The organism is Streptomyces sp. NPDC017943 (genome assembly GCF_044328425.1).
Lineage (GTDB): Bacteria > Actinomycetota > Actinomycetes > Streptomycetales > Streptomycetaceae > Streptomyces > Streptomyces djakartensis_A.
On sequence record NZ_JBIRHH010000006.1, the window covers coordinates 106,700 to 129,412 of the forward strand.

The 22,713-nt window shown below is 71.7% G+C and carries 21 protein-coding genes and 1 tRNA gene; 13 read left to right on the top strand and 9 right to left on the bottom strand.

Annotated elements, in window-relative coordinates; genetic code table 11:
• The first annotated feature begins 7 nt into the window (after window positions 1-7).
• The 4 genes from ACH4C6_RS20460 (at window position 8) to ACH4C6_RS20475 (ending at window position 3,100) form a co-directional block, all read left to right on the top strand.
• Complete coding sequence (locus ACH4C6_RS20460; RefSeq protein ID WP_398110009.1) at window positions 8-1,054, top strand: SUKH-4 family immunity protein; 1,047 nt, start codon at window positions 8-10, stop codon at window positions 1,052-1,054.
• Window positions 1,055-1,273: 219 nt separating this feature from the next.
• On the top strand, window positions 1,274-1,771 hold the full coding sequence (locus tag ACH4C6_RS20465; RefSeq protein WP_398110010.1) for a DUF6083 domain-containing protein: 498 nt from the start codon (window positions 1,274-1,276) through the stop codon (window positions 1,769-1,771).
• Between the two features lie 415 nt (window positions 1,772-2,186).
• Complete coding sequence (locus ACH4C6_RS20470; protein ID WP_398110011.1) at window positions 2,187-2,417, top strand: DUF397 domain-containing protein; 231 nt, start codon at window positions 2,187-2,189, stop codon at window positions 2,415-2,417.
• A 101-nt stretch (window positions 2,418-2,518) separates the two neighbouring features.
• Window positions 2,519-3,100: a DUF6082 family protein gene (locus ACH4C6_RS20475; RefSeq protein ID WP_398110012.1), complete on the top strand. Its 582-nt coding sequence runs from the start codon at window positions 2,519-2,521 to the stop codon at window positions 3,098-3,100.
• 578 nt (window positions 3,101-3,678) lie between these two features.
• Here the strand turns inward: ACH4C6_RS20475 and ACH4C6_RS20480 are convergent.
• Complete coding sequence (locus ACH4C6_RS20480; protein WP_398110013.1) at window positions 3,679-4,149, bottom strand: hypothetical protein; 471 nt, start codon at window positions 4,147-4,149, stop codon at window positions 3,679-3,681.
• Between the two features lie 1,225 nt (window positions 4,150-5,374).
• Window positions 5,375-5,446: transfer RNA gene (locus ACH4C6_RS20485), tRNA-Cys, on the bottom strand.
• Between the two features lie 305 nt (window positions 5,447-5,751).
• On the opposite strand from ACH4C6_RS20485, the gene ACH4C6_RS20490 reads away from it, so the two are divergent.
• The 6 genes from ACH4C6_RS20490 (at window position 5,752) to ACH4C6_RS20515 (ending at window position 11,734) form a co-directional block, all read left to right on the top strand.
• Window positions 5,752-7,245: an MFS transporter gene (locus ACH4C6_RS20490; RefSeq protein WP_398110014.1), complete on the top strand. Its 1,494-nt coding sequence runs from the start codon at window positions 5,752-5,754 to the stop codon at window positions 7,243-7,245.
• A gap of 119 nt (window positions 7,246-7,364) precedes the next feature.
• Complete coding sequence (locus ACH4C6_RS20495; RefSeq protein ID WP_398110015.1) at window positions 7,365-7,565, top strand: hypothetical protein; 201 nt, start codon at window positions 7,365-7,367, stop codon at window positions 7,563-7,565.
• Window positions 7,562-7,945: a type II toxin-antitoxin system death-on-curing family toxin gene (locus ACH4C6_RS20500; protein WP_398110016.1), complete on the top strand. Its 384-nt coding sequence runs from the start codon at window positions 7,562-7,564 to the stop codon at window positions 7,943-7,945. Before ACH4C6_RS20495 ends, ACH4C6_RS20500 begins: the two co-directional genes overlap by 4 nt.
• A gap of 209 nt (window positions 7,946-8,154) precedes the next feature.
• Entirely contained in the window at window positions 8,155-9,954 is a 1,800-nt protein-coding gene (locus tag ACH4C6_RS20505; protein ID WP_398110017.1) for a DEAD/DEAH box helicase, read from the top strand.
• A gap of 302 nt (window positions 9,955-10,256) precedes the next feature.
• The gene (locus ACH4C6_RS20510; RefSeq protein WP_398110018.1) at window positions 10,257-10,898 is read left to right on the top strand and encodes an IclR family transcriptional regulator; all 642 of its coding nucleotides are present in this window, start codon (window positions 10,257-10,259) and stop codon (window positions 10,896-10,898) included.
• A 44-nt stretch (window positions 10,899-10,942) separates the two neighbouring features.
• A complete protein-coding gene (locus ACH4C6_RS20515; RefSeq protein ID WP_398110019.1) occupies window positions 10,943-11,734 on the top strand; it encodes a S16 family serine protease in 792 nt (263 codons plus the stop codon).
• Between the two features lie 22 nt (window positions 11,735-11,756).
• Here ACH4C6_RS20515 and ACH4C6_RS20520 read toward each other — a convergent pair whose 3' ends face one another.
• The 5 genes from ACH4C6_RS20520 to ACH4C6_RS20540 all read right to left on the bottom strand — a co-directional run bounded on the left by ACH4C6_RS20520 (window position 11,757) and on the right by ACH4C6_RS20540 (window position 15,887).
• The gene (locus ACH4C6_RS20520) at window positions 11,757-12,722 is read right to left on the bottom strand and encodes a glycine betaine ABC transporter substrate-binding protein (RefSeq protein WP_398110020.1); all 966 of its coding nucleotides are present in this window, start codon (window positions 12,720-12,722) and stop codon (window positions 11,757-11,759) included.
• Window positions 12,719-13,447, bottom strand: a complete 729-nt coding sequence (locus ACH4C6_RS20525) for an ABC transporter permease (RefSeq protein WP_398110427.1) — start codon at window positions 13,445-13,447, stop codon at window positions 12,719-12,721. Before ACH4C6_RS20525 ends, ACH4C6_RS20520 begins: the two co-directional genes overlap by 4 nt.
• Before the next feature lie 68 nt (window positions 13,448-13,515).
• Window positions 13,516-14,757, bottom strand: a complete 1,242-nt coding sequence (locus ACH4C6_RS20530) for a betaine/proline/choline family ABC transporter ATP-binding protein (RefSeq protein WP_398110021.1) — start codon at window positions 14,755-14,757, stop codon at window positions 13,516-13,518.
• Window positions 14,750-15,397 (bottom strand): ABC transporter permease, encoded by a 648-nt coding sequence (locus ACH4C6_RS20535; RefSeq protein WP_376333355.1) that lies wholly within the window; start codon window positions 15,395-15,397, stop codon window positions 14,750-14,752. The genes ACH4C6_RS20530 and ACH4C6_RS20535 overlap by 8 nt, the downstream gene beginning before the upstream one ends.
• A gap of 19 nt (window positions 15,398-15,416) precedes the next feature.
• The gene (locus tag ACH4C6_RS20540; protein WP_398110022.1) at window positions 15,417-15,887 is read right to left on the bottom strand and encodes an Lrp/AsnC family transcriptional regulator; all 471 of its coding nucleotides are present in this window, start codon (window positions 15,885-15,887) and stop codon (window positions 15,417-15,419) included.
• Between the two features lie 123 nt (window positions 15,888-16,010).
• Between ACH4C6_RS20540 and hppD the strand changes: the two genes are divergently transcribed.
• On the top strand, window positions 16,011-17,156 hold the full coding sequence (hppD, locus tag ACH4C6_RS20545; protein WP_398110023.1) for a 4-hydroxyphenylpyruvate dioxygenase: 1,146 nt from the start codon (window positions 16,011-16,013) through the stop codon (window positions 17,154-17,156).
• A 139-nt stretch (window positions 17,157-17,295) separates the two neighbouring features.
• On the opposite strand, the gene ACH4C6_RS20550 is transcribed toward hppD, so the two are convergent.
• Entirely contained in the window at window positions 17,296-18,723 is a 1,428-nt protein-coding gene (locus tag ACH4C6_RS20550) for a tetratricopeptide repeat protein (protein ID WP_398110024.1), read from the bottom strand.
• Between the two features lie 98 nt (window positions 18,724-18,821).
• On the opposite strand from ACH4C6_RS20550, the gene ACH4C6_RS20555 reads away from it, so the two are divergent.
• Complete coding sequence (locus tag ACH4C6_RS20555; RefSeq protein ID WP_398110025.1) at window positions 18,822-20,222, top strand: FAD-binding oxidoreductase; 1,401 nt, start codon at window positions 18,822-18,824, stop codon at window positions 20,220-20,222.
• Window positions 20,223-20,229: 7 nt separating this feature from the next.
• Here the strand turns inward: ACH4C6_RS20555 and ACH4C6_RS20560 are convergent, their stop codons facing one another.
• Complete coding sequence (locus tag ACH4C6_RS20560; RefSeq protein ID WP_398110026.1) at window positions 20,230-20,640, bottom strand: SsgA family sporulation/cell division regulator; 411 nt, start codon at window positions 20,638-20,640, stop codon at window positions 20,230-20,232.
• Between the two features lie 244 nt (window positions 20,641-20,884).
• Between ACH4C6_RS20560 and ACH4C6_RS20565 the strand changes: the two genes are divergently transcribed.
• The gene (locus ACH4C6_RS20565; RefSeq protein WP_398110027.1) at window positions 20,885-22,690 is read left to right on the top strand and encodes an RDD family protein; all 1,806 of its coding nucleotides are present in this window, start codon (window positions 20,885-20,887) and stop codon (window positions 22,688-22,690) included.
• Window positions 22,691-22,713 lie beyond the last annotated feature (23 nt).

The following is a 22,713-nucleotide window of genomic DNA, read 5'->3' on the forward strand; positions in this document are numbered from 1 at the left end:
GGACATCATGAGGACGACGGACGCCGGTTCCGTGACGATCACGCTCACCGGGGCCGGGCTGGATCCGTGGGTGGCGCACCCACCGGCGCGGCACTGGCTCGGCCTGGTCGCCGACCCGGCGGAGGACCTCGGCGGACTCCTGCCGCCCGGGCCGCGCGAGCACGTGCCGACAGGACGACTGCCGGTCCCCGGTGGTCCGGTGACGGAGTCCGTGCTCCCGGCCGGAGCGACGGGCGGGGCCTCCGCGCACTTCCTGCACGACCACCCCGCCCTGCCGGACAGCCGCCCCCTGGCCCCGTCGCTGCGGACGCTGGTGCGCTTCGCCGAGGCCACGGACGAACTGGCGGGTCTGCGCGCCCAGTTCGCCTCCTGCGTCGGCCGCCACGGCCCGGCGGCGGTGGCCGAGGCGTCCCGGCTCCTGCTGTCCGCCTTCCGCGACGGGGACGACGGCGCGCCTGGTCCCTTCCAGGCGATGGCGCCGCTGATCCGCCCCCTGTCCCTGACCGCCGGCCGGGACGGCCGTTCGGGGCTGTCCCTGGACCTCCCGCACCGCCTGCTGGACCAGGCGTTCGGCCCCCGTCGCGTGGTCCGCTTCGAGGACGTCGACTTCCCCGCGGCCCTCACCCACGAGCCGACCCGCCGCTTCCTGCGCGAGGTCGGCCTGCCGGAGGAGGCGCACGCCTTCTCCCTCGACACCGGCACCCCGCCGGCGACACCGGCCGAGTACCACGCCGACTGCCCGGCCCCGGCCTGCCCGCCCGCCGGGGCCGCCCGCCTGATACGGCTCGGTCACCTGCCCGGCGGCCACAGCCTGCTCGTCGACGGAGGGACGGGCGCGGTCCTGCACGCGGACGGGACGCAGTCCGCGCTGCGCCCGCTGAGCACGGACGTCTCCACGCTCGCGTTCACCCTGTGGCTCCTGCACCGCGAGCGGACCCCGGACGGCCGCGCGCGGCCCGAGCCGGACACCGGCGTCCAGGACCAGCTGGCCATGACGATGCTCCAGGTCCTGGCCGCGGCCGACCCCGCGAACGGCACGGCCGGTGTGCTGTGAGGACGCCGTAGCGACCGCCCGCCCGCGCCGGGGCGCTCGCCGGGCCGGGGCGTAGACGCACGCGCCGCACGGCCGAGGGAGGCGGGCGGTGCGAGCGCGGTCGTGCGGGCCGTGTGCCTCCCGCCGCCGCGAACGGCGTGCCGCTCCCTCCTGGTTGCGCCCGCTGCGCCCCGAATGCGCCCTGGTATGTCCCCGGACACCGGCCGCACGCTCGAACCCATGGGGGATACACGCGAGTCGAGCATCATCCCGTTGCCCGGACCCGACAGTCAGCGGCAGGCACCCTGGGGCGTGCCACGGCCGTGGGAGAGAACCGACCGGGCCCAGGCGGTGCTGGAGGGCGCCACCGGCCCGGAGCCGCCCGCACCGCCCGTCTGCCCCGCCTGCGGCCTGGTGGGCGACCGCTGCGTCACGTACTACGGCCGCCACGTCCTGCTCGAACCCGACCTGCCGGTACCCGCGCACATGGTGCCGGCCTGGCACCGCTGGTACGTCGACTCCGACGGCACGGCGTGGAACAGCCGCGAGAGCGAACCGGAACCGGGCGCGGTGTGCCGCATCCCGCACCGCATCACCTGCCCGGCCCTGCGGCTGGAGGAGGCCGGCCTGTGGCGCTGGCTGGACGCGGTGCGGGCGGAGAACGCGCGCGCAGCCCTGCGCCGGGCCGCCGTCGGCCCCGCCCCGGAACCCCCGGGAGCCCTCCCGAACGCCGGCTGACCACGCGGGCGTCCGGCAGCGAAAGAGGCCGTGGCGGGATTCGAACCCACGTAACTCGCTTTGCAGGTTTGTCCGGGCTTGTTTGGCCTTGATCCGGAAGGGTTCATCGACGTTCATTCCCGTACGAGTGCTTCATCGGCTGGGACGGAATGAACAGCTCCGGACGATCGTGTATGACGATGAACGAGACGAAAACTGAGACGGGAGTGAGCGTCTTCCTGGCTACCGCGACGGCCGTCTGTTCCGGGAAGGGTGCTTCGGTTATATCGTCGCCAAAGCCGCAATTTGGACCCCATGTTGGCCTCGGTGCATCGGCTCGCAGCCGTCCCGCGCCTCGGGATGTGCGTGGTACGCGGCTCCTGCCTGCGCCGGAGGACAGTTCCTCTAGTAGACGCTTGCGTCTGGCTTCGCGACTATGGGTGCTGACGACCGCCGAGGAGGCCGAGTGACTGAGCGAGTCTGGCGCAAGAGCACGCGATCTACGGGAGGCGGGAACTGCGTTGAGGTGGCATTCACCCTCGGCGGTGTGTGCATACGCGATTCAAAAATGGAGCTAAGCCCGAAACTGACCTTCAAGGTCACGACCTGGGACCGCTTCCTCTATCACGTTGATCATCGTCGGTCTCATCCAATTGAGAGCATCTAACTGGAATTTTCCTGTTAGTAATTATCGGATCGGGGGCGCCGATGCCGTACCGCGAACTGTGGAAACGACGGGTTCTCTGGACATTCGCTAGTGTCGGCGTCGTGTCTCTCGTCGCCTGGTCTCCTTTCATTCTGCGCGCAATAGCACCAGCCGGAATGGATTGGAATAGATTGAGTGAAGTCGGTCAGGCGTACGGGGCTGTTGCCGTACTGTTTTCGGCAGCGGCTTTCCTGGGTGCAGTAGTCTCAATTTGGCACCAGGGGAAGCAGACTCGTATTATGAATGAAGAGATCCGATCCTCCATGCACAAAGAACTGATAATCCGCGCTTTGGATGATGAGTCGCTAATGCATTGCTGGGATCCGCCACCCGCACCCTCTACGTTCCAAGAGATGCGGCAACACGTATTTTGCAATTTGATATATCGCCTCTGGCTTACGGACTATCTGGTTGGTCGCGTGACCCTTGAAGCATGCGAAATTACGCTGAATCTGCACTTTAGGGGTGAGGTTGCACGTCGACATTGGCGAATTTACGGCCAATTGTGGAATGACTGGGCAAAGGCTAACGGGAATAAGCGCGAGCGAAATTTCGTGCTGCTCACCCAGAATGCATTTGAGAAGGCTGTCGGTGCGGGGCCGGAAACTCTGTCGACCTCCTACTTTAGGCCACCTCAAGCTTGAGGATATATTGCGGAATGAAAATTATGTGCGTCCTACCGGCAGGCGCACAGCGAAGGAAGGGTTCTGACGCATTACCTGGGTACTTCGCGCCGTTCCATCACCTCGTTTTGCAGGTTTGTCCTCACTCCTCAAAGCTTGATCCAGTCCCGTTCACCGCTGTCCAGATCCGTACGGATGTTGGGCTCAGGAGAGCACGGTAAACAGCCCCGGACGGCAACGTACGGCGATGAACGAGACGGGAACTGAGCCGCCCGGAGCGCCCCTGCGACACCGTCCTCGTCGGCGTGACGCTCACTGGCGGCCAGCCGGCCCAACCTTCGCTGAGACGAAGCATGCCGCGGTCGGCGAACGGTAAGGGCCTTTCATCCGCTGCCCAACACCCTTTCCAACTGTCCGCGTGGCTGTACGCGGAGGTCAACGAGGCAGGTCAGACGGGCTGCGCGTACGGTGGTGAACGGCGGCGTCTGTCGGTGCGCTGGACAAAGATCAGGACAATGAAGCGGCTTGTTGGCAATGCTGGCCAGCGGACCGGGGGCTGGCATACAGCGATCACGGTTGGGTCAATGGGCGATGCCCATTCATGCGCGACTCCACTGGATTCGGTCAGAGGACTTCTGTTCGGACCCAATCGGTTGGAGGGCAAGTTCGTCGATACCTGCAAAGCTGACCTCCGCTGTCACGCCGTACCCAGCGTTTGCGAGCTTTCCGAATGCTATTTCTGAGGCGCCGATCGCAGCCGTGCGCACCAAGAAAGCCACCGGATTGACGGGCCCGCCCACCCCGAAGTAAACGACGTCAATGGCGCGTTTTAGAGGGCTTTTTATCCTCTGCACTTGCAGAGTGAGCACGGGTGGGATCTGGTCATTGGTGAGTAGCCATCGACCTTTAAAGCCTGACATGAACACCTTGCCAAACTCAGGTGCCTGCTGCCATGAGAACTCAAACTTGCCGTCTTCTTTCAGAGTCCAAGCGCCTATGGCGTTGGGCCCCATGTCCTGAAGCCATGTTCCGGCAAGCTTACTTCGTGTCGCATCGTTCTCTGCTGTCAAGACCCCCCCATTCTTCTAGGGCGACACCATGTGTCATCGCTCAGATGACTTGCCGACGGGTGCAGCCCGCATGAGGCGAAAACTTAGACCCAAACGAAGTCGGCTGTCTATAGAGGGGACGGTAGAACACTCTGCCGACATGGCCTGGTGTAAGAGTGACTGTAGAGGTGAGTGAAACGTTTATGCGCTCCGCATGATAAGCACGCGGATAAGGTGCACATCGTTGACCTATTCCACTGGTAGTGGCCTTCCGTCACGTCGCCTAAGTGATTCTCCATGTCCTGCTGCAGGCCCTCCCCGTTGGGAGCCATGTGGCTGGCTGAGGCATCTGAGACACCACTCGGAACTTGCCGGTGGCGGCTGGCTGGCGATTCATGAGAAGCCAAGCGCTGGCCAGCGGGCGGCGGACGACGAGGGTGGCGGCGTGAGTGAGGTGTTCATCGCCCCGCGGATCATGTCGACAGCCCGACCGACCACGTGTTTGCGAACATCCCGGTGAGTGCTGGCGCGCGCCAAGTCAAAGGGCAGCCCACAGACTGTCGGAGATCCGATGGCTCCTCGGACCCCAAGGGGATATAGGGGGCAAAGGGGATTGGCGGCGCATGTGACGCGGAGGGACTGCATCGCAAACGCCCTGGCCCGGGAGCGGAGGTGCGACAGGGAGGGCACTTGTTGTTCAAGTTGAACCACAAGATGTAGTGCTTAAGAGGCGTGTAGCTACAACATGTTGTGGTCACTGTTGCCCCTTGGGGCTGGTGATCGCGGTATGCTCAGCGGAACCTCACGACCACTCAGGTCGGTACGGAGGCATCCTCAGCCACGCCGGCAAGCAATCGACTGAGGCTGCCCCCGTCATGAGGTCAGGCACCACATCAGTGAGAAGAGGTAACGCATGACTTCTGTTCCCGACCGTACCCGAAACCTGTTTCCGGGCGGTAGCGCTCTGCCGGTCGGGCTCCCCGGTGGGGGCGCGATCGTGATCATTGTTCTGTGGCTGGCGGCTGTGGCGAACCGCTGGGACGTCGTCGCAGCCCTGACCGCTCTGGCCGGCGGCGGCTCGGTCGTCTGCTGCCGGCGGGTCTAGTTCGCCATGGAGGGGCAGGGCGACGTCCCTCTGTTTCCCCTTCTCCTCAGCTCTACTGAGACGGGAACTGAGACGGACAAGCAAGAGGGCGGCACCCCTTCGGGGGTGCCGCCCTTTCCTTTTGCCTGGTCAAGGCGAAAGAGGCCGTGGCGGGATTCGAACCCACGTAACTCGCTTTGCAGGCGAGCCCCTGAACCACTCGGGCACACGGCCGACACCGGGTGACGTCACGATCCGACGTGCCGAGGGATGCGGGCCCACGTGACTCCCCGCGAGCGGAGCTCGCTGATGGATGCAGCGCAGGCGAGCCCCTGAACCACTCGGGCACACGGCCGTGTTCGTACCTGGTGCAGTGAACGTAGGGGGCGGGGAGCGGGGGGTTCAAGGGGCGTGGGCGGGGTGCAACGGGACTGCCATACGCCGTTCACGAAACGGCGCGGGACGTACGACCGAGGTCGCAGGACGAGGGCGACTTGCGACAGGGGTCAAACGCGGGCACGGGCCTTACGCTGGCGGGCATGAGTGTCCCGAAGCCGCGTGACGCGGAAGTCGTAGGTGCCGGCGGTCCGCTCCCCGTCGCCGAGGCGGAGGAGACCGTTCTGGGGCGGAGCCACCGTGCCCTGAGCTTCGGCATCGTCTCCGTCGTCCTGCTCATCGCCTTCGAGGCCACGGCCGTCGGGACCGCGATGCCCGTCGCCGCGCGGGAGCTCGACGGGGTGTCGCTGTACGCGTTCGCGTTCTCCGGGTACTTCACGACCAGCCTGTTCGGGATGGTGCTCTCGGGCCAGTGGTCCGACCGGCGCGGCCCCCTCGGGCCGCTCACCACCGGTATCGCCGCGTTCGGGGCCGGGCTGCTGCTGTCGGGCACGGCCGGGACGATGTGGGTGTTCATCCTGGGCCGGGCCGTGCAGGGACTCGGCGGCGGACTGGTGATCGTCGCCCTGTACGTCGTCGTCGGGCGGGCCTACCCCGAGCGGCTGCGGCCCGCCATCATGGCCGCGTTCGCCGCGAGCTGGGTGCTGCCCTCCATCGTCGGCCCCCTCGCCGCCGGCACGGTGACCGAGCAGCTGGGCTGGCGGTGGGTGTTCACCGGCATCCCCGTGCTGGTCGTCCTCCCGCTGGCGCTCGCCCTGCCGCAGATACGGCGCCGGGCGTCCGGGCCGGTGGAGGAGCCCGCCCCGGCGGATCCGTCCGCCCCCGCCGGGCCGTCCGGCGCCTCCTTCGACCTGCGCCGCATCCGCCTCGCCCTCGCCATCTCCCTCGGCGCCGGTCTGCTCCAGTACGCCGCGCAGGACCTGCGGCCCCTGTCGCTGCTGCCCGCGGCCGCCGGGGTGGCGCTGCTCGTGCCCGCCGTGCTCGGGCTGCTGCCGCGCGGCACCTACCGGGCCGCCCGCGGGCTGCCGTCCGTCGTGCTGCTGCGCGGTGTCGCGGCGGGGTCGTTCATCGCCGCCGAGTCGTTCGTGCCGCTGATGCTGGTCACCCAGCGCGGGCTCAGCCCGACCCTGGCCGGGTTCTCGCTCGCCGCGGGCGGCGGGACGTGGGCGCTGGGCTCCTGGGTGCAGTCGCGGCCCCGGGTGGAGCCGCACCGGGAGCGGCTCGTCACGGTCGGGATGCTGCTCGTGGCCGCGGCCGTCGCCACCGCGCCGAGCGTGCTGATCGACTCGGTGCCGGTGTGGACCGTGGCCGTCGCCTGGGCCTTCGGGTGCTTCGGCATGGGCCTGGTCATCTCGTCCACGAGCGTGCTCCTGCTGAAGCTCTCCGCGCCGGAGGAGGCCGGCAGCAACTCCGCCGCCCTGCAGATCTCCGACGGCCTGTCCAACGTCGTCCTGCTGTCCGCCGGCGGGGCCGCGTTCGCCGCCCTGGGCGGAGGCGCGGTGTCCCACACGGCCGGCCAGGCCACCGGCTCCCACCCCGCGGCCTTCGCCGCGGTGTTCCTGCCGATGGCCGTGGTGGCCCTGGCCGGGGCGTGGGTGTCGACCCGGCTGCGCGAACCCGGGCCCGGGTCCGGCTGAGCCGCCGCGGGGCCCGCACGCCGGGTCCGCACGCGGGGCCCGCACGCCGGGTCCGCAGGCCGGGCCCGCACGCCGGAAAAGCCCTCGCTGCGCCCCGGAGCCAGCCGTAGCCTCGGTGCATGTCCGAACTCCGCCTGCCCCTCGACCCCGGTCTGCGCCGGGCCCTCGACGACCTCGCCGACGCCCAGGGCCGCACGCCCGAAGAGGTCGCGCTCGACGCCGTACGCGCACACCTGCGGCAGGAGGAGGCGCACGTGCGCGGCGTCGCGGAGGGGCTGGCCCGCGACCACGCCGACCTGCTGCGGAGGCTCGGCGAATGACACGGCGCACCCGCTTCATGACCGTCGCCGAGGTCACCGGCATCGCCGCGATCGCCTTCGGCGGGCGCCCGCCCGAGGCACGGGCCCCCGGACTGCTGGCCTCCGCCGTGCACCGGCCCCGCGCCCGCATGTTCGGCACGCCCGCCTACCCGGACCTGCACGAGCAGGCCGCCGCGCTCCTGCACGCGCTCGCCGCCAACCACCCGCTCGTCGACGGGAACAAGCGCACGGCCTGGCTGGCCACCGCCGTCTTCCTCGCCCTCAACGGCGTCGACCTGGCGAAGGCGGACCAGGACGTGGCGTACGTGCTGGTCGTCGATGTGGCGTCGGGGGCGGAGACGGACGTCGGGCGGATCGCGCAGCGCCTGCGGGCGCTGTGACGGCAGGGCCGCACCGGCCGTGACGCGGCCCGCGGCACAGGGGGCCGGGGTGCAGCGGACCGGGTGCTGTGACGTGAGTCCCACCCGTCCGCGGCGCGGCCCGGTCCGGGCGTGGCGCGGCTCGGGGCGCCGGTAGGGTGGCCCGGTTGTCATACGTAGCCGAGCCGTCAGGCTCCCTCGCACGAGCCGCCCGACCCCCAACGGAGACCGTGACTACCACCGCCGGCACCAGCACTGCCTCGCACCACCTCTCCCCGGCGTTCCCCGGCCGCGCCCCCTGGGGCACCGCCGGCAAACTGCGCGCCTGGCAGCAGGGTGCGATGGAGAAGTACATCCAGCAGCAGCCGCGGGACTTCCTGGCGGTCGCCACCCCCGGCGCCGGCAAGACGACCTTCGCACTGACGCTGGCGTCCTGGCTGCTGCACCACCACGTCGTGCAGCAGGTCACCGTGGTGGCCCCGACCGAGCACCTGAAGAAGCAGTGGGCGGAGGCCGCCGCCCGCATAGGGATCAAGCTCGACCCGGAGTACAGCGCCGGGCCCCTCGGCCGGGAGTACCACGGCGTGGCCGTCACGTACGCCGGTGTCGGCGTGCGGCCCATGCTGCACCGCAACCGCGTCGAGCAGCGCAAGACCCTCGTCATCCTCGACGAGATCCACCACGCCGGTGACAGCAAGTCCTGGGGCGAGGCCTGCCTGGAGGCGTTCGAGCCCGCCACCCGGCGGCTGGCCCTGACCGGTACGCCCTTCCGGTCGGACACCAATCCCATCCCCTTCGTCACGTACGAGGAGGGCGACGACGGCATCCGGCGCTCCGCCGCCGACTACACCTACGGCTACGGCAACGCCCTCGCCGACAACGTCGTCCGGCCCGTCATCTTCCTCTCCTACAGCGGCAACATGCGCTGGCGCACCAAGGCCGGTGACGAGGTCGCCGCCCGCCTCGGCGAGCCCATGACCAAGGACGCCATCAGCCAGGCCTGGCGGACGGCGCTGGACCCGCGCGGCGAGTGGATGCCGTCGGTGCTGCGCGCCGCCGACCAGCGGCTGACCGAGGTCAGGAAGGCCATCCCGGACGCGGGCGCGCTCGTCATCGCCTCCGACCAGGACTCGGCGCGCGCCTACGCCAAGCTCATCCGCGAGATCACCGGCACCGGTGCGACCCTCGTGCTGTCCGACGACTCCGGGGCCTCCGCGCGGATCGACGAGTTCAGCGCCGGCACCGACCGGTGGATGGTCGCGGTGCGCATGGTGTCCGAGGGCGTCGACGTGCCGCGTCTCGCGGTCGGGGTCTACGCCACCACCATCTCCACGCCGCTGTTCTTCGCCCAGGCCGTGGGGCGTTTCGTGCGGTCCCGGCGGCGCGGCGAGACCGCCTCGGTCTTCCTGCCGACCGTGCCCGACCTGCTCTCCTTCGCCAACGAGATGGAGCGCGAGCGCGACCACGTCCTCGACAAGCCGAAAAAGGCCGGCGAGGAGGACCCGTACGCCGAGTCCGAGAAGGAGATGGACGAGGCGAACCGGGAGCAGGACGAGGACACCGGCGAGCAGGACATGCTGCCCTTCGAGGCGCTGGAGTCCGACGCCGTCTTCGACCGGGTCATGTACAACGGCGCCGAGTTCGGCATGCAGGCGCACCCGGGCAGCGAGGAGGAGCAGGACTACCTGGGAATCCCGGGGCTCCTGGAGCCCGACCAGGTGCAGCTGCTGCTGCAGAAGCGGCAGGCCCGGCAGATCGCGCACAGCCGCAAGAAGCCGGACGAGGAGGCCGACCTGCTCGAACTGCCCGCCGAGCGCCGGCCGGTGGTCTCCCACAAGGAGATGATGGAGCTGCGGCGCCGGCTCAACACCATGGTCGGTGCGTACGTCCACCAGAGCGGCAAGCCGCACGGGGTCGTCCACACCGAGCTGCGGCGGGTGTGCGGGGGGCCTCCGGCGGCGGAGGCGACGGCGGGGCAGCTGCGGCAGCGCATCGCCAAGGTGCAGGAGTGGGCCACGCGCATGAAGTGACGGCCTCACGGGGCCTTCACCATCCTGGGGGGCGTGCATACCGGGCCAAACGACAGCAGGACACCCCGGGCCGTGACCGGATTCTGGACGGAGCCTTCCGCTCAGCGAACCGGCTTCGCTACTGTCCCGCTACGCACACGCCCCGTGGCAGCGCCGCCGCGGAGCGCAGCCGTGAAGCGACGCGGCCCGGACAGGCCGGGCCGCCGGCCGATCGGCGGCCTCTGTAGCGCGTCGCCGACGGGACCCGGTGACGCATCCGCCGACCGGAGGGCCGCCGACCTCACCACTAAGGAGTGGGCGTCGTGACCGCGGAGACCTCTCAGACGCTCGACCGGGGACTGCGCGTCCTCAAGCTGCTCGCCGACACGGACCACGGACTGACCGTGACCGAGCTCTCCCTGCGCCTGGGCGTGAACCGGACCGTCGTGTACCGGTTGCTCGCGACCCTCGAACAGCACGCGCTGATACGCCGTGACCTGGGCGGACGGGCCCGGGTGGGGCTCGGGGTGCTGCGGCTCGGGCGGCAGGTGCATCCCCTGGTGCGGGAGGCCGCGATGCCGGCGCTGCGGTCGCTGGCCGAGGACATCGGCGCGACGGCGCACCTGACGCTGGTCGACGGGGCGGACGCGCTCGCCGTGGCCGTGGTCGAGCCGACGTGGACGGACTACCACGTCGCCTACCGGGCCGGGTTCCGCCACCCCCTGGACCGGGGCGCCGCCGGCAAGGCGATCCTCTCGGCCCGGCAGCACCCGGCGGCCGGTCCGGGCTACACCCTGACCCACGGGGAGCTGGAGGCCGGTGCCTGCGGTGCGGCGGCCCCGCTGCTGGGCGTGACGGGCGTCGAGGGCAGTGTGGGCGTGGTGATGCTGGCGGACGTGGTCCCGGAGCGGGTGGGGCCGCGGGTGATGGAAGCGGCGCGCGAGGTCGCCGAGGCCCTGCGCTGACGCCCGCCCCGGGCGGACGGGGCGCCGCGCGTTAGATTGACCCCGTGCTCTCTCGCCTCACACGCCCCCGGGCCCTCGCCGTCTGCGCCCTGCCCGTCGTCGGCCTGCTCGCCACGGCGGTGTTCGCGCCGCTGCCGTTCTCGGTGGCGCAGCCGGGCATGACGGCGAACGTGCTCGGCGAGAACAAGGGCGCCGAGGTCATCACCATCTCGGGAGCGCCCGTCCGCACGACCAGCGGGCAGCTGCGGATGACCACCATCGAGGCCACCTCCCCGGACACCCGCGTGTCGCTCCCCGACGTCGTCGACAGCTGGTTCCGCACCGACCAGGCGGTCATGCCGCGCGACTCGGTCTACCCGGGCGGCGGCGACGTGCGGGAGATCGAGCGGCACAACGAGGAGCAGATGAAGCAGTCCCAGGACGCGGCGACCGAGGCCGCGCTGGACTACCTGGGCCTCGACGACGAGGACGTGCGCGTCACCCTGAAGCTCGCGGACGTCGGCGGGCCGAGCGCGGGGCTGCTGTTCTCCCTCGGCATCATCGACAAGCTCGACGGCGACGGCACGGGCGGGGACCTCACCGGCGGCCGGGTCATCGCCGGTACGGGCACGATCGACGCGGCCGGCAAGGTCGGTGCGGTGGGGGGCGTCGCCCTCAAGACGCAGGCCGCCCGGCGGGACGGTGCGACGGTGTTCCTGGTGCCGAAGGCGGAGTGCGGGGACGCCCGCGCCGAGCTGCCCGAGGGCCTGCGGCTGATCCCCGTGACCACGCTGAAGGGCACGGTGGCCGCCCTGGAGGCCCTGGAAACGGGCAAGGGATCCGTCCCCCGCTGCTAATGGGCGGGGACCGCCCGGGGCGTCATCCCTCCTTGACGAACCCCTCCTTCACCAGCCAGTCCAGGGCCACCTGGTGGGGGTCCTCGCCGTCGACGTCGACCTTCGCGTTCAGCTCCTGCGCCACCGCGTTGTTCAGCTTCGCCGTCACCGGGTTCAGGACCTCGGCGATCGCCGGCCACTCCTTGAGCGTCTTGGCGTTGACCATCGGCGCGGCGTTGTAGTTGGGGAAGAACTTCTTGTCGTCGTCCATCACCACCAGGTTCATCGACTTGATGCGCCCGTCCGTGGTGAACACCTCCCCGTACGTGCAACTCCCCTTCGCCGTCTGGGTGTAGATGATCCCGGTGTCCATCTGCGTGATGTCGCGCGCCGGTACGGCCATCCCGTACCGCTTCTGCATGCCCGGCAGGCCGTCCGCCCGGTTGGCGAACTCCACCTCCACGCACAGCTTCACCGCGCCCGGGTCGGACTTCGCCAGCTTCGCCACCTCGGACATGGTCCTCGTGCCGTACTTCTCGGCGTTCTGCTGGTTCATGGCGAGCGCGTACGTGTTGTCGAGCTTCGACGGCGGCAGCCACACCAGGCCGTTCCCGGCGTCCTCCTTCTTCACCGCCTCCCACTGCTCGGTCGGGTCGGTGATCGGCCGGTTGTGCCCGAGGTAGGTGATCCACGCGGTGCCCGTGTACTCGTACCCGGCGTCCGCGTCGCCCTTGCGGACCGCCTCGCGGCTGCCGATGGAGCCCTGGATGCCCGTGCGGTCGATGACGTCCGCGCCCGCCGCCTCGAACGCGATGCCCATGATCGAGCCCAGGATCAGCTGCTCGGTGAACGACTTCGACGTCACCGTCAGCTGTGCGCCCTTCAGCGGTTCGCCCTTGCCGATCGACCCGGGCTCCACGTCGTCGGTCAGGGGCGAGCCGCTGGTCAGGCCGCAGCCGGCCGCCGCCGTCAGCAGGCCCGCCGCCAGCAGGCACCCGCGCCGGGTCACGGCTGGAGCCCCTTCGGCCGCAGCAGCAGTTCCGCCAGCGAGGCCAGCCAGTCGACCAGCAGCGCCAGCACCACCGTGAGGACCGAGCCCAGCACCAGTACCGGCATCCGCTGGTTGGTGATGCCGGTGGTGATCAGCACGCCCAGGCCGCCGCCCCCGCCGAACACCGCCAGCGTCGCCGTGCCCACGTTGAGGACGAGGGCCGTCCGCACGCCCGCCAGGATCAGCGGGACGGCCAGCGGGAGTTCGACCCGGGTCAGCACGCCCGTCGGGGACATCCCGATGCCGCGGGCCGCCTCCAGCAGGGTCGGGTCGTTGGCCTTCAGCCCGGCGATGGTGTTCGACAGCACGGGCAGGATGGCGTAGATGATCATGCCGATCAGGGCGGCCCTGCGGCCGATGCCCAGCCAGATGACCAGCAGGGCCAGCAGGCCGATCGCCGGGGTCGCCTGGCCCGTGTTGGCGAACGCCATCGCCACCGGCGTGGCCCGGCGGGCCGGACCCCGGGTGAGCAGGATGCCCAGCGGGATCGCGATGATCAGCACGAAGAACGTGGAGATCGCGGTGAGCTGGATGTGCTGCCACAGCGCCTTGGTGACCTGGCCGCCGGAGAGCGCGTTGCGGGTCAGCGCGTCCAGGTCGGCCTGCTGGAACCACAGCCAGGTGGCCAGCAGCACGGCGATCAGGGCCACGGGCAGGAACGTCAGCTTCTGCCAGGTCACCAGGGACGGCCGGCGCGGCGGCGGCGGCGACTGCCCGGCCGTCCCGGAGGTCTCCTCGGCCTCGGTGACCGTCACCGCACCGCTCCCGGGCCGCCCGCGCCCTCTTGCTCGGCCTGGGTCTGCGAGGCCCGCGACGACTCCAGTTCGTGCTGGTGCTCCATCGCCTCCAGGCGGTCGGCCTCCAGCATCTCGTGCACGGAGTTCATCAGCGTCTCCATGTCGACGACGCCCGTGTACTCCCCGCGCCGCCCGGTGACCGCCACCCGCCCGGCGTTGTCGGTGAGCACCGCCTCCAGCGCGTCCCGCAGGGTCGCGTCCCGGGTGACCGTGTCGTGCACCAGCGTCCCGGCCCGGGCCAACGAGCCCTTCGCCCGCATCAGGTCCCCGCGCCGCAGCCACTTGTAGGGGCGGCCCCGCCGGTCGAGCAGCAGGATCTCGTTGGTGCCGCTGCCGCGCAGCCGGGTGAAGATCTGCTGGAGCGGGTCGTCCAGCGTGACCGTCGGGTAGTCGGTGATCTCCACGTCCCGCACCCGGGTCAGGTTCAGCCGCTTCAGCGCCGCCCCGGCGCCCACGAACCCCGAGACGAAGTCGTCGGCCGGGTTGGTCAGGATCGCCTCGGGGGTGTCGAACTGGGCGATGTGCGAACGCTCGCGCAGCACCGCGATGCGGTCGCCGATCTTGATGGCCTCGTCGAAGTCGTGGGTGACGAAGACGATCGTCTTGTGCAGCTCGTGCTGGAGCCGGATCAGCTCGTCCTGGAGGTGGTCCCGGGTGATCGGGTCGACCGCCCCGAACGGCTCGTCCATCAGCAGCACCGGGGGATCGGCCGCCAGCGCCCGGGCCACGCCCACGCGCTGCTGCTGACCGCCGGAGAGCTGGCGCGGGTAGCGGCCGTGGAACTCGCCCGGGTCCAGGCCGACCAGGTCGAGCAGCTCCTCCGTCCGCTCCTTGATGCGGGCCTTCGGCCAGCCGATCATCCTCGGCACCAGGGCGATGTTCTGCGCGACCGTCATGTGCGGGAAGAGGCCGGCGGACTGGATCGCGTACCCGACCTTGCGGCGCAGCTTCACCGGGTCGATGTCGGTGACGTCCTCGCCGCCCATGCGGATCCGGCCGCCGGTCGGCTCGATCAGCCGGTTGATCATCTTGAGCGTGGTCGACTTGCCGCAGCCCGAGGGCCCGACGAACACCACGACCTCGCCCGCCTTGATCTCCATGCTCACGTTGTCCACGGCGGGCTGCGCACTGCCCGGGAAGCGCTTGGTCAGGCTCTCCAGCTCGATCGAGGCACCGTGGTCGCCGGTCTCAGGCACGGATCCCCCTGGGAATGGTCAGCCGTCCGATCAGGACGTACGCGGCGTCGAAGAGCAGGGCGAGGACGATGATGCCGAGCGTGCCGGCCAGGACCTGGTTGAGCGCGTTGGCGCTGCCCAGGGAGGCCAGCCCGCGGAAGATGACGTTGCCCAGGCCCGGCCCCGAGGCGTACGCGGCGATGGCGGCGATGCCCATCAGCATCTGCGTGGAGACCCGGATGCCGGTCAGGATCGGCGGCCAGGCCAGCGGTAGCTCGATCCGCAGCAGCCGGGCCGGACGGGACATGCCGATGCCGGTGGCCGCGTCCACCAGGGACGGGTCGACCCCGCGCAGCCCCACGATGGCGTTGCGGACCACCGGCAGCAGCCCGTACAGGGTCAGCGCCACCACCGTCGGCGGCACGCCCAGCCCCACGACGGGGATGAGCAGACCGATCAGCGCGAGCGCCGGCACGGTCAGGATGGTGGCGGTGGTGGTGGTCGCGAGGTTGCCGGCCCACTCGCTGCGGTAGGTCGCGACGGCGATCAGCACCCCGAGCGCCGTCGCGACGACCATGCACTGGAAGACGGCGCTCGCATGCTGGTAGGCGTCCGTGAGCAACTGCTGGTGCCGGTTGACCAGGTACTCCCAGAAGTTCACACGTGCTCACCCCTCCACGTCAGGTCTCCTCCGCGGCCTGCTCCACGAGCGGGATGATCCGCGGCGGAACGGGGTTCTCCATGACGATCGCCGTGGAGGCCCGGACGATGCCATCAAAACCGACGACCCGGTCGATCACACGCTGGAGATCGGCGTTGGAGCGCGCCACCAGCCGGCACAGCATGTCCCCGCTGCCGGTCGTGGTGTGCAGCTCCAGCACCTCCGGCACCCCGGTCAAGTGGGCGCGCACATCCGCGCCTTGGCCCTGGCGGATCTGCAGCGTGGCGAACGCCGTGACCGGGTAGCCGAGGGCCGCCGGATCCACCTCGGGTCCGAAGCCGCGGATGACTCCGTTCGACTGAAGTCGGTCCAGCCGGGCCTGTGCCGTGCCCCGGGCCACGCCGAGGCGCCGGGACATCTCCAACACCCCGATGCGCGGCTCGCGCGCCAGCAGCAGCAGGATCCGGCCGTCCAGATGATCGATCGCCACAGCAGCCTCCCGGCATGGTCATCCTGTACAGAAATGCCGTCGATACGCCCGTATTGCTGAACAGATTGCCCAGTCGAAACGCAAACTATTGCGCACCTTGCCGACTGGGGAGACCCTGCGCCTATGACGCAGACCACACACCACACTCCCGACACCGCCCGGCAGGCCGACCCCTTCCCGGTCAAGGGAATGGACGCGGTCGTCTTCGCCGTGGGCAACGCCAAGCAGGCCGCGCACTACTACTCCACCGCCTTCGGCATGAAGCTCGTCGCCTACTCCGGACCGGAGAACGGCAGCCGCGAGACCGCGAGTTACGTCCTGGAGAACGGCTCCGCCCGGTTCGTCCTCACCTCGGTCGTCAAGCCCACCACCGACTGGGGCCACTTCCTCGCCCGGCACGTGGCCGAGCACGGCGACGGCGTGGTCGACCTCGCCATCGAGGTCCCGGACGCCCGCGCCGCGTACGCCTACGCGCTGGAGCACGGCGCCCGCTCCGTGGCCGAGCCGTACGAGCAGAAGGACGAGAACGGCACGGTCGTGCTGGCCGCCATCGCCACCTACGGCGAGACCCGCCACACCCTCGTCGAGCGCTCCGGCTACGACGGCCCCTACCTGCCCGGTTACGTGGCGGCCAAGCCGATCGTCGAGCCGCCCGCGCAGCGCACCTTCCAGGCGATCGACCACTGCGTCGGCAACGTCGAGCTCGGCAAGATGAACGAGTGGGTCGGGTTCTACAACAAGGTCATGGGCTTCACGAACATGAAGGAGTTCGTGGGCGACGACATCGCCACCGAGTACAGCGCGCTGATGTCGAAGGTCGTCGCGGACGGGACCCTCAAGGTCAAGTTCCCGATCAACGAGCCGGCCATCGCCAAGAAGAAGTCCCAGATCGACGAGTACCTGGAGTTCTACGGCGGCGCCGGTGTGCAGCACATCGCGCTCAACACCAACGACATCGTGCAGACGGTCCGCACGATGCGCGCGGCCGGCGTGGAGTTCCTCAACACGCCCGACTCCTACTACGACACGCTGGGGGAGTGGGTCGGCGAGACGCGCGTGCCGATCGACACCCTGCGCGAGCTGAAGATCCTCGCCGACCGCGACGAGGACGGCTACCTGCTGCAGATCTTCACCAAGCCGGTCCAGGACCGTCCGACGGTCTTCTTCGAGATCATCGAACGCCACGGCTCGATGGGCTTCGGCAAGGGCAACTTCAAGGCCCTGTTCGAGGCGATCGAGCGCGAGCAGGCGCGCCGCGGCAACCTGTAGCCCCCGGCGGCTCACGGACCGTGCGGGTGTCACGGGGCACCCGCACGGTCCAGCCGGCTCCGCCACCGCCACCTGCGCCTGGCGCCGGCTCCGCCACCGGCGCCGGCTCCCCGGTGGGGCCCGGCGCGGGTCCCGCTTCTCAGCCGGACAGCTCCGGCGGCCGCACGTCCGGTGGATCGCCCAGGGCCCGTGCCGCCGCGCGGGCCCTCGGCGCGTGCAGCGGGGAGAAGTGCGGGTTGACGCGCAGCGCTTCCGCCAGGTGCCGGCGGGCGGCGCCGTACCGCTTCAGCTCCCGCTCGATCATGCCCCGGTGGTACATGAACACGGCGCTGCGCACGCCGCCCCCGCGCTCCCCGTCCGTCGCCCGCACCGCGTACCGCAGGCCCTCACCGGAGCGCCCGGCCCGGTGCAGCGCCCAGCCGAGCGCGTCGGCCACCTCGGTGCCCGGCTGCCGGGCGAACTCCGCCCGCAACCGCCGCACCGCGTCCTCGGGATCGCCGTGGTCGGCCTCGTACCGCCCGAGAACCAGGTCCTCGTCCGCCCCGGCCGCGGCGGCGGCCCGCACCCGCTCGCGCAGCAGGTCGTACTGCTCCTTCGCCGCCTCGGGCATCCCCAGCGACTCGTACAACTCGCCCAGCTCCAGCGCGTGACCCGGCAGCGGCTGCCGGGCGAGCGCCGCCCGGTAAGCGTTCAGCGCCTCCGTCGTCCGGCCCAGCGCGGCGAGGGTCCGGCCCTGACCGATCTGCGCGGACGGCAGGTCCGCGTCCAGGCGCAGCGCCTCCCGGAAGTGCCGCAGCGCCACCCGAAGATCCCCGCGTTCCCAGGCCAGCTGCCCGGCCCGCTCCACATAGGCCGCCCGCTCGGCCGGCTGCCGCGCGCCCGCCGCCGCGTCCGCCAGCGAGGCCGCCGCGTCCTCGCGCCAGCCGCGGTCCCGGTAGACCCCCGCGGCCCGCGCCAGCACCGCGGGCCCGGAGCGCAACTCGCCGAGCCGGTCCAGCATCCGCTTCGCCGCCGCGTGCTCGCCCAGCCCGGTGCAGGCGTCGATGAGCAGCGGGTACGTCGTCCACCGCCGCGGCTCCAGCTCGCGCGCCTGCTCGGCCCAGCGCCGCGCGGCGGGGAAGTCCCGCCGCGCGTTGGCCAGCGCGGCCAGCCCGGTCAGCGCCCGCACGTTGCCCTGCGGCCGCACGGACAGCGACGTGCGCAGGGCCCGCTCGGCCCGCGGGTAGAACGCCGGGTCGCCCAGCCGCCGCGCCTGCTCCACGTACGCCGTCCCCAGCACCGCCCAGGACGTCGCGTCCCGCGGACGCGCCCGTACGTGCCTCTCCCGCTCGTCGATCAGCTCCGCCAGGCCCGCCGCGTCGGCCGGCACCCCGGCCCCGACCGCCGCCATCGCCAGCGCCCCGGGCGACGGCCCGGCCGGCTCGGCGGGCCGCCCCCACGGCAGCGCCCACAGCACCCCGCCGAGCACGGCGCACCCCGCCGCGGAGCCGATCAGCACCCGCCGCGCGCGGGCGCGGCGCCAGAGGCCGCGCTCCCGCCGCCGGGGACCCTCCTCCTGGTTCTCCATGGCGCTCACTGTGCGTCACCCCGGCGAGCGCGGCCGGGCAGGTGAAGGCTGCCGCCGACGGGGTTCACACCGATGGCCCCGGGTGCGAACCTGTGATCATGAGCCGTATCGAAGCGCCTCGCGACGACCGGACCGGCAACCTCGTCGACCTGCTGCTCGGCGGCCTGCCCGCCGAGGCGGTCCTCACCGACCCCGACGTCATGGCCTCCTACGCCCACGACATGGCGAGCTTCTGCCCGGCCGGCACCCCGGCCGCGGTCGTCCTGCCGCGCACGGTCGAAGAGGTCCAGCACGTGATGCGCACCGCCACCGCCCTGCGCGTCCCCGTCGTGCCGCAGGGCGCCCGCACCGGGCTGTCCGGCGCCGCCAACGCCTCCGAGGGCTGCATCGTGCTGTCCCTCGTGAAGATGGACCGGATCCTGGAGATCAGCCCGGTCGACCGGATCGCCGTCGTCGAGCCCGGGGTGGTCAACGCCGCCCTGTCCCGGGCCGTCGGCGAACACGGCCTCTCCTATCCGCCGGACCCCTCCAGCTGGGAGATGTGCACCATCGGCGGCAACATCGGCACCGCGTCCGGCGGCCTGTGCTGCGTGAAGTACGGCGTCACCGCCGAGTACGTCCTCGGCCTCGACGTGGTCCTCGCCGACGGCCGTCTGATGTCCACCGGCCGCCGCACCGCCAAGGGCGTCGCCGGCTACGACCTGACCCGCCTGTTCGTCGGCTCCGAGGGCTCCCTCGGCATCGTCGTCCGCGCCGTCCTCGCCCTGCGCCCCGCACCGCCCGCCCAGCTGGTGCTGGCCGCCGAGTTCGCCTCCGGCGCCGCCGCCTGCGACGCCGTCTGCCGGATCATGGAGGGCGGCCACGTGCCGTCCCTGCTCGAACTCATGGACCGCACGACGGTCAAGGCCGTCAACGACCTGGCGCGGATGGGCCTGCCCGAGTCCACCGAGGCCCTGCTCCTGGCCGCCTTCGACACCACCGACCCGGCGGCCGACCTGGGCGCCGTCGCCGCGCTGTGCCAGGCGGCCGGGGCCACCCAGGTGGTGCCCGCCGAGGACGCCGCCGAGTCCGAACTGCTCCTCCAGGCGCGCCGGCTGTCCCTCACCGCCCTGGAGGCGGTCAAGGGCGTGACGATGATCGACGACGTGTGCGTGCCGCGGTCCCGGCTCGCCGAGATGCTCGCCGGGGTCGACCGGATCTCGGCGAAGCACGGGCTCACCATCGGCGTCGTGGCCCACGCGGGAGACGGCAACACCCACCCGACGGTCTGCTTCGACCCCGCCGACCCCGAGGAGTCCCGGCGGGCCCGCGAGTCCTTCGACGAGATCATGGCGCTCGGTCTCGAACTGGGCGGCACCATCACCGGCGAACACGGCGTCGGCGTCCTGAAGAAGGAGTGGCTCGCCCGCGAGATCGGCCCCGTGGGGCTGGAGATGCAGCGGGCCGTCAAGCAGGCCTTCGACCCGCTGAACATCCTGAACCCCGGCAAGCTGTTCTGACCAGGCCTCACTGCGCGAGCAGTTCGGCCAGTTCGTCGTCGAGGCCGAGCCGCTCCGCCTCGGTCCCGGGCGGGACCACGCGCAGCGTGCGCTCCAGCCAGGCCGACACCTGCGCCGCCGGGGCCTCCAGCAGGGCGTCCCCGTCGGGTGAGCTCAGCGCCATCAGCACGACGCCGCGTCCCTCGGTCTTGGTCGGCCACACCCGCACGTCCCCCTGGCCACAGGGCCGGAACACGCCCTCCACCAGCAGGTCCCGGGCGAACGTCCAGTGCACCGGCTGCTCGCAGTCGACGTGGAAGGTGACGTGGACGGCGTAGGGATCGCCGGTCAGGTAGCCCAGCCGGGCCGGCACCGCGATCCGGTGTTCCGGCGACAGGACGAGGTTCAGTTCGAGTTCCCGCTCCACCACGCTGTGCATGACGTGTTCCCTTCCGTCCGACGGCCGGCCGCTAGGGCCGTTCACCCGGTGGAGAGCGGGGCAGGGGGGCGGCATTACGCGGGTCGCGGAAGTTTTTTCGCCGGGGGATCAGCCGAGTGGCGGGCGGCGTAGCACATCGGTGCTCGAAAGGGGCGGGTCCGGTGGGAGCGGCCGTGGGGGTGGCGCGGGTCTGATAGATGTGGAGGCCCCCCTTTGGCCCCCGAGCAGATACGGGACGACGGACATGAGCGCCCCAACCCCGGCCCCCGGTGACGACAGGCCCCGCGAAGGGTTCTACCCGGACCCGTCCATCCCCGGATACGTCCGGTACTGGAACGGAGCGTCCTGGGTGCCCGGCACCAGCCGCCCGGCGCCGCGGGACGGCGAGTCGCTCGCGCCGCCGCCCGGTGCGGGGGCGGCCCCCGCCGCCTCGGTCGAGGAGACCGGCCCGCACTTCTTCGACGAGGACCCGGTCGACGGGCCGTCCCCCGCCGACGCCCAGCACGGCAGCCGGCCCGAACCGGCCTCCGCCTGGGGCGCGGACCGTGCGCGCCAGTCCGGCTTCGGGGGCGAGCAGGACCGCCGGGTGTCGTGGGGGGCACCGCAGGGCGGGACCCCGCAGGGTGCGGCCGCCCGGCCGGGGGCCGATCCGAGGGTGGCGCGGGCCGACGGCGGTTCCGCGGGTGACGCGACCGCCCCGGCCGACGGCACGGCGTCCGCCGCGGACCGGAACGCCGCCGGTGACGGCACGTTCGTCTTCCGCCGCCCGGCGGCCGAGCCGGGCGCACCGTCCGCCGCCGGAGCGCCCGACGACGGAACGATGACGTTCCGCGCGGTCGGACCCCGGGCAGCCGGGTCCGCCGCCCCCGCCCCGGGCACGCCGTCCGGCGGGCAGTCCCCGTCCACACCCCCGGGTGGCGCCCCGTCAGGCCCCGCCTTCCGCGGGCAGGCCGGCTCCTCGCCCGCACCCGCCTTCGGTGGCGCCCCGGGCGGTTCTGCGGCGCCGGGTGGCGCTGTGTCAGGGCCTGCGTTCGGCGGGCAGGGCGGGGCCGCGGCATCCGGTGGTCCGGTCGGGGGAGTGGGCTCCGGTGCGCCGGGGCAGGGCGGTTCCTCGTCCGCGTCGGCCTTCGGTGGCGTCGCGGGCGGTTCTGCGGCGCCGGGTGGCGCTGTGTCAGGGCCTGCGTTCGGCGGGCAGGGCGGGGCCGCGGCATCCGGCGACCACGCCGGGGCGGCCGGGGGCGGCGGGGCCGGCAACGGGCCCGGTTTCGCCGCCGGGAAGGCCGCCGCCGCCCGGGCCGCCGCCGCGCAGGCCGGGGCCGCCGCTCCCGCTCCCACGGCCCTGTCCGGCCCTCAGGCGAGCCCCACCGTGCCACCGCAGTCCGCCGGCCCCGGCGGCAGCACCCCGCCCGCCGCCGCCCCGCTCAGCCCGGGCCCCGGCGGCGGCCAGTCCTCCTGGGCGCAGCAGGTGCACCGGCTCGCCGGCGGCGCGGCCGGGGACGAACAGCCCGTCGCCCCCTGGAAGCCCCCGGTCGAGGACGTGTTCCAGGCGGCCGCCCGGCGCCAGGCCTCCGCCCGCCCCGCGGGACTGGGCAAGCGGCTGGCCGCCCGGCTGCTGGACACCGTCGTCCTCGCCGCGCTCACCGCGGTCGCCGCCGTCCCGCTCGGCACGAGAGCCGTCGACCACGTCACCGGGAAGATCGACGCCGCCAGGCTCTCCGGCGAGACCGTCACGGTCTGGCTGCTCGACGGCACCACCTCCGTCTACCTCGGCATCGTCCTGGCCGTCCTGCTGCTCGCCGGCGTCGTGTGCGAGGTGCTGCCCACCGCCAAGTGGGGCCGCACGCTCGGCAAGAGACTGATGGGCCTGGAGGTGCGGGACATCGAGGGCCACGAGCCACCCGCGTTCGGCGCGGCCCTGCGGCGCTGGCTGGTCTACAGCGTGCCCGGGCTGCTGGGCATCGGGATCGTCGGGGTCGCCTGGTGCCTGTTCGACCGGCCCTGGCACCAGTGCTGGCACGACAAGGCGGCCCACACCTTCGTGGCGGGCTGACCGGCGGGACCCGGCGGCAGGCC